The organism is Nocardia thraciensis, from assembly GCF_054782435.1.
Window position 1 is genome coordinate 1 of the sequence record NZ_BAAGSM010000033.1, and the last position, 10,752, is coordinate 10,752.

Consider the following 10,752-nt stretch of genomic DNA (forward strand, 5'->3'; position numbering starts at 1 on the left):
ACCGGACGCAACCCGGTCCCATGCTCATGGCAAACCGGTGGTCCCTTCAGGCTGGCAGCCGACAGTAGAGCTGGCCCACGTTCTGTGTGCTCCTCCACGGGGGGTCGTCGTCGTGACCAGAGCGATCGCCAAGACTTGAGGCGCTCGGCGATTGGCTGATAGTGCGTTGGGTGGGCTCGATGGGCCTTCCTCCGTCATTGCCGATGGACGGAGCACAGCCCGGTCCCCATCCGCCCGCGATCACGGGCCCAGGCAACCTAGCGAACCCAGTCCCACCCAGCGGCACAACCACTTATCAGGGCGCGGCCGAGCCAGCCAGAGGGCTGACACACTGGGTCGCACGTGACGACCGGCAACCTACGAGCTTCCCTGCAAGATCGAGCGAACTATGCGGCCATCACAGCGCGAAGTCGGCTTCGATCACTAACCTGCCGACAAGAAGATGCTGGTCGGTCCTGTTCCCATCTATATCGCGCCCCGCCGAAGGCACGGGAGGGAACTGCATTCGAGCAGTTCGAACGCAGTACTTGAAATCATGAAGGAATTGAGCTGACAAGAACCCCCAGGTTACGTGTCGCAGGTTCGAATCCTCGGGGTTGCTGACAGTCGGCACCGCGGGTGGACGAGTTGGCCGTGCCGGTCATCCAGCTCACGGACGACCCCGCGGATCCGGAAGCTAAGGGTTGGGGTCGATGTAGAGGGATTGGATCAGGTCCAGCATTTCGGCGTGGTACAACGCGTCCGGGCGGTGTGTGAGCGGGGTGAGGTGCCCGTGCACCTCCAGGGCGACCAGTCCGTGCATTCGCCCCCACATGCGCAGTGCGAGAGCCAATACCGCGGGCGGCAGGTCGGGAAACTGCGCGCGGGTGCGGTCGACGAGGACATCCTCGTAGTCGGACCACGAGGTCTCGATCGTCTGTGTTGCGGCGGCGCGCGGCCACACTGCCGCCGCTAGGCCGACGAATCCGGCGCCGACTCGGCAGGCGGCCTCGGCTGCGGGTCCATCGTGCGGTCGTCGGTAGCCCGGGACGGCGTCGGCGTAGATCAGCCGGAACCCCTCCGGGTTGGTGATGGCCCAGTCACGAAACGCCTGTGCCCACGCCATGATTCGTCCGGCGGCATCGGACTCCGGCACACCATCGCGCGCGGTCTCGAGTTGTTTGCGCAGGTCTTCGAACACCTGCGCGCTCAGCGCGGTGAGCAGGTCGTCGCGGCTGTTGTAGTAGGAGTACAGCCCGGCCGGGGTCATGCCCATCTCCCGTGCGATGGCGTGCAACGTCACCGCGCCCGGCCCGCCATCCCTGAGCAGTCGTATCGCGATCGCCTCGATCTCGTTCGTGGTCTGTGCTCGCAAACGAACTCGCCGAGTCGTCGTCTCGCTCACGGTTGACACTCTAGCCCACCGAGTCGAACAAACCACGCGACGACAGAACGGCATTTAGTTGCTAAATGGCATGTGTGGCGGCCCAATCGAGCGCTCCGAGCGCCCCGTACTGGGATTCACATCGTTACAGGTCTCAGCGACAATGGAACGCGCGCTGCCGCAGCGAATCGGACCATTCCGGAAGGGGTCCCGAATTGTTCGACGCAGGTGGCCCAACGGCGCCGATAGCCTCGCCAGGACAAATTTCGACCTGGCGCTATGGCCACAGCGTGGGAGCAGCCATCGACCATCGCGCGGACCGCCTCGCAAACTGAGGTCCATTGGCCGAACCGGAGCCATGCTCAGTGCACCCGGCCCTTCGTGTTGGTGCCGCACTCCAGCAGGACTCGGGGATCTGCCGATGAGCGCTGTCCTCGAATTCGGCGAATTTCGGCATGTCTGCGCGTTCAGGCCAATGGTCACGGATCCACTTCGGCGATGAGGGGAGTCCATCGCCCAGGGCGAGGGCGCGTCGGCGCCGATTTCCCCAGTGCCGATGGCTGTCGGCGAGCCGCGCGATCCCGAGCGTGATCGCGGAGTCTGCGGAGAGGCTATGGTACGTCAAGGTGGGCGTCCCGTTGTGCTCGCCTGTCTCGGGCCAGGCTTTGGATCTGCCCTGCATGGATATCGTTCACCCACTCCCAGCCGGATTTGGCTGAGGGACCGAGCCGTGGATCGTCGGGAATTCGGCCGTCCCGCAGGGCATGAATGTACGCGCGGTCCTGGTCGATCCGCGCGCGTACCAGATCAGGTCCGCAGACAGAACCGTGACCAGGGATAAGAACATCGACGTCGCCTGCCATGTCCTCGAGCAGCCGCAGCCCGACCAGGTAGTCCTCAATCGGGTCGTTGGTATTGCTCGAGTCGTCGAGCATCGGGATCAGGACATCCGACAGCATGTCGCCGGCGACGAGAACCCTGCGTTCCTCGATCAACAGCCCCGCATGGCCCGGGGCATGGGCTGGATGCTCGATGATCCGCACTCGAGGACCGTCCCACGGAATCTGCACCGTTGTGGCGGGCAGACCGGTAATGAGGCCGTACAGGTCCAGCGGTATGTCCTCGGCGATCTCCAGCGGTAGCCCTTCGGTGACGCGGGCCTTCCAGTTCGGGTTCGACAGCACATCTCGCATGAACACCGCGCAGCGGGCGGTGCCGTATCGGGGCGCGCGGCCAAGTTCGGCGTGCCAGAGCACGTGGTCCCAGTCGGGGTGCGTCGCGAAGCCCGCTACAACAGGCTGGCCCAAGCCGCGAAGATCGCTTGCGAGGCAGGCCATTTCGCCGCCCGTAATCCCGGGGTCGACGAGCAACACACCAGCCCGACCTTGCACGACAACGGTGTTGTTCTGGAGTAACTCGCTCTGGTGGACCAGTACGCCCTCCGCAACCTGCGTCAGCATGTGGTTCCTTCCGCCTGGGCCACCGCGGCCGTTGCCCGGACGCTCGTGCCGACCGGAGGTCGTGTCTCCCGGATCCGTGCACGCCGCCGCTGTGTTTCTACGGCCATCTCGACAGCTCTCCCCGGTCCGGCTATGGTGTGCGTCACACGCTACTACATGGCGTTAGGTTAGTTAATGCCATGCAGTAGTTCGATATTCACCGGAGTAGGTCAGCTGGACGGTAAGAGGGGCTGGTTGCCAGATCGTGTGCCGTGCAATGACTTTCGGTGACCTTCGATCGGCGGGCCCGTCTACCGGTGTAGCGGGCACTGTGTGCCGGCGTGACGAGTGGAGGTACTCCAATGACCGGGACCGAACCGCCGTCATGTCGACGAGGTCGACCTGCACATCGCGCCGATCCTGCTCGGCGACGGTATCCGGTTGTTCGACAACCCCGCGCGCTGATCTCCTTGTCCCAGACCGACAATAGGCCATCGTGCCGTCCGCTCCAGCAGACTGCCAGTCGGATCGTGGTCGGCATCGACCGATGGATGTGCGCCGGAAACTGTTCCGAACGTCGGCCTTCCCGGCCGGTCGTGCCATCGTCGTCGCAATCCGGCGCCAGCGATAGCCCGCGCGGTGAACCTCCCGCTTGCTGAATGGCATCTACTAACTGAACGCCATATAGTAAGGTGTGGGGCACGTGACAGACCGCCTTCACGAAAGCCTTGTGGCAGCGCATATTTCGCGTTTGTGTTCTCGTGCAATGCGATGGTTTGTCGCTGGGGCGGCGGGCTGCTGTCGCCGTGCTGAACCGAAGGGGATCGGACAATGTCGATGCGGTGGGGCGCCGAGGTAGCGCGAAGCGGGCGGCAGGTCCAGCCGATCGGAGCACTCGGCGTCTGGGCTATCACCCTGGTCGCGGGCGCCGTCGCCATGATGTTCGTCAGCACGGTCTCCGACTGGGTCACTCTCGCCGACTTCGAGCGGAGTTGGGAAGAACGGCAAACGACACGCCAGGAGTGGCGATCCAACAGCTGGATCACCAACGGCGGACAACTGATACAACTGGCAGCGGGAATCGTGTTCATCACCTGGCTGTGGCGCGCCCGCAGCAATGCCGAAACACTATGCCGCGCACGGCATCGACTCCCCATCGGCTGGGTGATCGGCGGCTGGATCTGCCCGGTGGTCAACCTCTGGTTCCCGCACATGATCGTGGCCGACGTGCTGCGCGCGAGCGACCCGCGAACACCGGCCGACGAGTCCACCCTCCGAGGCCGCCCCGCCGGGCCGCTGGTCACCGTATGGTGGCTGTCCTTGGTAACGGGCTCGGCACTCGCATTCCTGGCCCTGATACTGAGCGTGCCGACAATACGAGTCGAACAGACCGGTGACTACCTCATCTACGGATCCGCCCCACTGGGCGGATTCGGCCTGATCGCAGTGAAACTGTTCCAAGCGATCGCAGCCACGCTCGCCGCACTGTGCCTGGCCACCATCATCACCCGAGTCCGACGCTGGCAAGAAAACCGCACCAACCACCAATCCGCTCACCCCGGTAGCAGCCCGGCACCGGCGACACACAACCCAACCACCGCACCGGCAGCGACGACGCCGACCGCTGAGGTCACCCCACAATCTTCACCCGATCATCGAGTCCCCCAACCCGACTCGGCGCCGGTCAACGAGTCCGGTACACCCGCGGCCGAGCCGACGGCGCAGATCCTCGCGGCGCCGACAGCGGATGCGGTCGGCCGAACAGGTCCTTCGCACGGGGTCGGTCGAGAGCGAGCAGGCGAGGGGGCGCCGTCGGCCGGTGCGGAATCGCCACCATCAGTGGCTCGTGCCGTGACCGCGTTCGGCCCACTGCCCGAGGCAGCGGTCAGGGATGTGGGAGCGCGGGTCGCCGCGAGGCTGGCCGGAATTCACGCCTTGGGTCTTGTGCACGGCGATCTGCGTCCCGACACGGTGTATCTGTCCCCGGAGGGCCCGCGGCTCGGCAAGGCACGTCCCCGCGAGGAGACATCCGGGTTGCGCCCTGCCGATGACGTGGCGGCGCTGGCTACGGTGCTGGTGGTCGCCTCGACCGGACACGGGCCGTTCGAATCCGGTGGGCTGGAGGCGATCTCACCCGAGGTGCGGTTCCTGCTCGCCGCGTGTATGTCCGACGATCCCCACCTTCGGCCGACCGCTGCCGAACTGGCGCAAGCCCTGACCACTGTGGCTCCGCCAGCTGCCGCAGCGCCAACGCCGGAGCCCGGGCTGCAGCCGATGCCCGGCGCGTCGACCGCGCAACGGGTTCGTCGGCGCACCGTGTTGGCCGCCGGTGGGGTCGGGGCGGGTGTACTCGGCGCCGGTGGTCTCCTCACCGCTCTGGCAGTCCGGGAACGCACGCGGCCGTCGACTCCGCCACCCCCGCCGGGCTCCGTGCTGTGGAAGACCGATATCGGCGCGATGATGACGGAATTCGGATCCGATATCCCTGAACGCCCTGCGGTGCTGGGGAATTCGGTGTTCGCGGTGAGCGTCGACGGCACGGTGTTTGCGCTCGACGCGGCGACCGGTGCGGTGCAGTGGAAGGCTGGGATAGGCGGACGGTTCAGCCATTCACCGGTCGCCGCGGGCGGTAGAGTGTTCGTACACACCGGTTCTCGCGGTGTTATCGCACTCTATGCCGCCTCCGGTGTGGTCGCCTGGGAGGCTCCCGACTACGGTTCCCCGGTCTATACCGACGGCACGCTTGTCTTCACCGGCAGAGACGATCTCGACAAGAATGGCTTGGCCGCGCTGGATGCCGCGACCGGGACGGAGCGGTGGGCAGCGCTGGACGGACGCCGATACTCCGCGCGCACGATGGCCGTCGCCGACGGGCTGCTCGCCGTGCCCACAGATGACAGGGTGCTGTGCGTATTGAACTCCGCGACCGGCAGTCTTCGATGGCAAGTCCCGGACGTGGGCGCCGCCGACCCGACCCCCGTGGTCGGGGTCGGGCGGGTCTTCACATCCCAGGCCACCAAGGCCTACGTCTACGACGCCGCCAGCGGCGCCCCGTCGTGGGAGAGTTTCGACGCCGACTTCGAAGCCGCCACCGCCGCCGGTGACGGCCTCTATCTGCTGCGCCTCGACCGTGTCAGTGCGCATGCCGCGGCTACCGGCGGCCTTCGCTGGCAGGTTCAGGATGACGGTACCCGGCTGGAAAATATTGCGGTGGTAGGGAACTCGGTATTCGTCACCGGCGACCGGCAACTGCGCGCCCTCGACGCCGCGACCGGTGCGGAAAGGTGGCGCTACGTCAATCCATTCAAACTCTCGGCAGCGGCCATCAGCAACGGAATCGCGTATCTGATCGGGGACGACCGTCACATCCACGCCATCCGAACATGATGCCACGTACGAGTTGAGGAGAGCGTAGATGTCGGCTGGATCTGACGAGGGCGCCGATACTGTGAGACCGGTTGAGCCAGACCGTGGTTCGCCGTCGGCAGCACAGCTCATAGCTGAACGCGGCCCGCTTCCCGAAGCGACAGTCCGGTCGATCGGGACCCACCTCGCAGAGGACCTGGTGAGCATTCACGAGCTGGGTTTGGTTCACGGTGGCATCCGCCCGGAAACGGTGTACCTGAACCCGCAGGGCCCCCGGCTGGGCACCGCTCGCTCCGCCAGCGAAATCGGCGCTGCGGAAGCGGGCGACGATATCGCCGCGTTGGCAGCGGTGCTGGTGTTGGCCGCGACCGGCCACGGTCATTCCGAAACCGGCGGCCTGGACGCAGTCTCTCCCGAACTCCGGTTCTTGCTGGGCGCCTGTCTGTCCGCGGACCGCAACCTCCGGCCGACTGCCGCCGAGCTCGCACGGGCGTTGTCCGCTCGGATCCCCGACGCTCCGCTCGGACCACCGGCGCCACTGCCATCATCCGATACGGCCACACCGGCAAGAAGCGGGTTGAGTCGTCGCACGCTACTGACGGGTGCGGGCGTCGGCCTGGGTGTGCTCGGTGCTGGTGGGCTCATTGCCGGTCTCGCCGTCCGTGAACGCAGCCGCGAGTCGGCTTCGCCGCCCGGAACCGTGTTGTGGAAGACCGATATCGGCGCCGCGATGAGCGACATGAGCGATCGCGATAAACGTGAGCCGCCCGCTGTTCTGGGAGATTCGGTGTTCGCGGGAAGCGTCGACGGCTCGGTATACGCCCTCGATACGGCCACCGGTGCGGTGCGCTGGCGAACGCCGATCGGGCAGGACGCACCGATCTACGCCCCGATCGCGGCTGCCGGCAGGGTGTTCGTCTCGCATTCGCTGCGAGGTCTGTGCGCACTCGACGCTGCAACCGGGGCGATCCTGTGGGAGAAGGACGGTTACTACGGCCGCCTCGCCACCGACGGGACGCTGGTTTTCAGCCGGGGCCCGAGAAGTTATCGAGGAGTCAATGCCTGGGACGCTGCCTCGGGGGCGCTGCGGTGGGTCGCGATCCCCGACCGTGGGACCGACATGTTGGCGCCCACCACTGCCGACGGACTGCTCGCTATGACAGGTGATCACTTTCTGTACATGGTCTCCGTTTCCACGGGTACGTTGCTCTGGCAAACCGGTCCGCCAGGCTTGTACTTCAGCGGCGCCAATAGGCCGATACTCGGGGGAGGGCTGGTTTTCGCCTGGTCGAGTGGTGCTCATCAGGTCTACGACGCGCTCGGTGGCGCGCCTCGGTGGGTGGGCGTCAAAGAGCCGTTCGACGATGTCGTTGTGGTCGGGGATACCGCCTTTCTGATGGGTCGGAGCGTCGAGGCGCGTATCACCGGAACCGGAGCGGTCCGCTGGAGCCATCCAATCCCTGAGTCCAAAGCGCTTGCTGTGGCCGCAGATACGGTGTTCGTCACCCTGACCAGGCAGCTACGCGCGCTTGATGCCGCCACCGGCGAGGAAAAGTGGCGGTACAACCACCCAGTCGAACTGTCCAGAGCGGCGATCGCGCACCGCACCGCATACCTGATCGGCGACGACCACCACATCCACGCCATCCGAACCTGAGCAGCCAGCGAGCATTCGGCCGTGACCCCGGTTCATGCGGCCCGCCAGTCACCGTGACCTGTAACACGGCGTGGTGACGTCATTGTCCGAATGCCCACGTCACCATATGCGGGAACTCTTCTCGCCAGAACGAATCGCCGTGCGCTCCGGCTCGCTCGGTCATGACGACGTCTGTGCCGGCGTCGTGCAGCGCGGTCGCCCATCGCGTCGCGTTTGCGAGGAAGAACGGTTCCGACGTACCACCGACGAAGTACCCACGTGGAAGCGGATTCGGCAGCACCGCGGGAGGCTGGTAGCCAGCACCTGGCGAGGCGCAGAAGACCACACCGTAGACATCGGGATGGCGAAGCCCGAGGGCGAGCGCCAACTCTCCACCCGCCGAGACTCCGAACACTGCGGTGCGCTCGTGGGGCAGCGCTACCGCGAACCGCCACCTTGTCCACCGACGGACGTCCTCGACGAAGAACCTCTCATGTGCTGCGAACCGGTCCGGGTTGAAGCCCGGAGAGTACTCGTGGAGCCGGAGCGTCTCATCGGCCAGCCGGTGAATACCGACGACCATTGTCGACGGCACGTCGACTGCTTCGAGAAGTTCTCCCCAGCGCGAGATCATCTGACCGTCACCGGCGAACACGATCGCCTCTGGCGGTTCGGGAGGGACATACACCGTGACCTGCCGTCCGCCATCGAAATCGAACATCTCGGTAACGAAATCTCCTGAGACGTCGCCGACTATATGGTCATCCACAGTCGATATCCGACCGCCGAAAGACGGGGATGTCAATTGATGCGGGATCGGTGTTCCAGGCGACCTCCGTTCCCGAAGGTAGGCCTGGGCTGTCGGAGGGTTTCGGTGGGGTGATGTCGGCGGGGCGTTCGAGCAGCTTGCCTTGTAGCACAGGGCGCGCCGGCGCGGACGAGCCTCGGCGGCCGACTGTCGCGACCGACCACGCTCCACATCCCATGCCAACGCCCGACTCGGTCACTTACGGAACCGATGGTCGGACACGATGCCGTCTGCGAGATAGTCGAGAACTGCCGTACCGACCTCGACTGCTGTGTGACTATGCCGTCGATGTTTCACGCGGAGCTGCCGTAGAGGCCGCGTCGAGTTGCTCGCGCTCGAGGGCGGTGGCGACCGCGGTGCCGATGCGGCACAGTGCCGCCAGATCGTGCGGCTCGAGCTCGTCGATCAGGTATTGGCGAACCGCGGCGACGTGCCCCGGAGCGGCCGCCACAACCGCTTGGTAGCCGGCCTCGGTGAGCATTGCAACGGTGCGTCTGCCGGAGCCGGGAACGCGGGCCCTGGTGAGCATTTCGCGCTTCTCCAGCCGCGCAGCGACATGCGACAACCGCGACAACGACGCCGCGGTCCGCGCGGCCAGATCGCTCATCTGCAGCGTGTGATCAGGCTGTTCGGACAGGACCGACAGCACCATGTACTCGAAGAAGGTCAGCTCGGCCTCGCGTTGCATCCTCGCGTCGAGGGCAGCCGGCAAGCTGATCATGAGCGCGGAGTTGGCCAGCCACGCCGCCCGCTCATCGTCGTTCAGCCATCGCGTACCGGCATGCGGTTCAGCGGGTTCCCCTGCGCTGGAAACCTCTTCAGCCGCCGTTCCCGCGGCCGCCGGAGTGTTCCGCGGTCGCCGGCCTCGTTGCCCATTCGTGCCAGCTGCCGTACTCGCCATGGGGTCAGCTTAGCCGGACTTCTTGACAGGTCAAGTTTTAGGGTGTAGTTCTTGATTCATCAAGTTCTTCGCGCTGCCAGCTGATCACGTAACCCGTCGGCGGCGCTGTGTGTCGCCGGAGCCGTTACCCGTCTGTCGGCGGCACCGAAATCGGTTTCGTACCGGAGTGCGGAACCTGCGAGTGGATCCAGGAAGGGACAACCCGATGCAGTTCACATCGCTGGGCGGGATGGAGGTCTCGCGCATCGGCCTCGGAACCATGGGGATGTCGGCGTTCTACACCGGCGCCGGCCGGGACGAGGCCGAGTCGATTCGTACCATTCGGCGCGCCGTGGATCTCGGCGTCACACATCTGGACACCGCCGAGGTCTATGGGCCCTACCTCAACGAGGAATTGGTGGGTCGCGCCGTCAAGGGCCGCCGGGACAATGTCGTTCTCGCGACCAAGTTCGGCCTGATCTCACACACCGGCCGCCCGGGCCCGGACAGCACACCGGCCAGCCTCAACGCAGCTGTCGATGGGTCGCTGCGCAGGCTCGGAACCGACTACATCGACCTGTACTACCAGCACCGGGTCGACCCCGACACTCCCATCGAGGAGACAGTGAGAGCGTTGAGCGAGTTGGTGGCCGCGGGCAAGGTGCGCCGTATCGGGCTCTCCGAGGCAGCCGCGGCGACGATCCGCCGGGCCCATGCGGTTCATCCAGTGGCAGCCGTCCAATCCGAGTACTCGCTGTGGACCCGGGACCCCGAAACCGAAGTGCTACCCACATTGCGGGAGCTCGGGATCGGTTTGGTCCCCTACTCGCCCCTGGGGCACGGCTTCCTCACCGGTCATATCCGCTCCCTCGATGGCCTCGACGCCGCCGACTGGCGTCGCACCAACCCCCGGTTCACCGGTGAAAACCTCACGCGCAACCTGCGCATCGCCGATGAGGTACGCGAAGTCGCCGACGACATCGATGCCACGCCCGCACAGGTCGCGCTGGCCTGGTTACTCGCACAGGGCGACGGCATCGCACCTATCCCGGGGACCACGCGTGTCGACCGGCTCGAGGAAAACAGCGCCGCCGACGGTATCCGGCTCACCGCCGATCAGATCGCCCGGCTGAACAACCTGCCACCTGCGTCCGGTGAACGACATGCGGAGCCCGACATGGCAGCCATCGACCGTTGAAAGTGTGCGGCTGCGTCCCGTCGCCGCTGTCGGCGGCCTGCGCGGCTCGCTCGTGCGACCCG

General features: G+C 65.9%; 7 protein-coding genes. 3 read left to right on the forward strand and 4 right to left on the reverse strand.

Annotated elements, in window-relative coordinates:
* Positions 1 to 676 precede the first annotated feature (676 nt).
* Entirely contained in the window at positions 677 to 1,384 is a 708-nt protein-coding gene (locus tag ACYVLQ_RS21130; RefSeq protein ID WP_460699240.1) for a TetR/AcrR family transcriptional regulator, read from the reverse strand.
* A gap of 590 nt (positions 1,385 to 1,974) precedes the next feature.
* The gene (locus tag ACYVLQ_RS21135) at positions 1,975 to 2,823 is read right to left on the reverse strand and encodes an MBL fold metallo-hydrolase (RefSeq protein ID WP_460699241.1); all 849 of its coding nucleotides are present in this window, start codon (positions 2,821 to 2,823) and stop codon (positions 1,975 to 1,977) included.
* Positions 2,824 to 3,633: 810 nt separating this feature from the next.
* On the opposite strand from ACYVLQ_RS21135, the gene ACYVLQ_RS21140 reads away from it, so the two are divergent.
* On the forward strand, positions 3,634 to 6,189 hold the full coding sequence (locus ACYVLQ_RS21140; RefSeq protein ID WP_460699242.1) for an outer membrane protein assembly factor BamB family protein: 2,556 nt from the start codon (positions 3,634 to 3,636) through the stop codon (positions 6,187 to 6,189).
* Positions 6,190 to 6,517: 328 nt separating this feature from the next.
* Positions 6,518 to 7,825: an outer membrane protein assembly factor BamB family protein gene (locus ACYVLQ_RS21145; protein WP_460699586.1), complete on the forward strand. Its 1,308-nt coding sequence runs from the start codon at positions 6,518 to 6,520 to the stop codon at positions 7,823 to 7,825.
* Between the two features lie 79 nt (positions 7,826 to 7,904).
* Here the strand turns inward: ACYVLQ_RS21145 and ACYVLQ_RS21150 are convergent, their stop codons facing one another.
* Positions 7,905 to 8,609, reverse strand: a complete 705-nt coding sequence (locus tag ACYVLQ_RS21150) for an alpha/beta hydrolase (RefSeq protein WP_460699243.1) — start codon at positions 8,607 to 8,609, stop codon at positions 7,905 to 7,907.
* Positions 8,610 to 8,889: 280 nt separating this feature from the next.
* A complete protein-coding gene (locus ACYVLQ_RS21155; protein ID WP_460699244.1) occupies positions 8,890 to 9,333 on the reverse strand; it encodes a MarR family winged helix-turn-helix transcriptional regulator in 444 nt (147 codons plus the stop codon).
* 385 nt (positions 9,334 to 9,718) lie between these two features.
* Between ACYVLQ_RS21155 and ACYVLQ_RS21160 the strand changes: the two genes are divergently transcribed.
* Positions 9,719 to 10,690, forward strand: a complete 972-nt coding sequence (locus tag ACYVLQ_RS21160; RefSeq protein ID WP_460699245.1) for an aldo/keto reductase — start codon at positions 9,719 to 9,721, stop codon at positions 10,688 to 10,690.
* Positions 10,691 to 10,752: the final 62 nt, after the last annotated feature.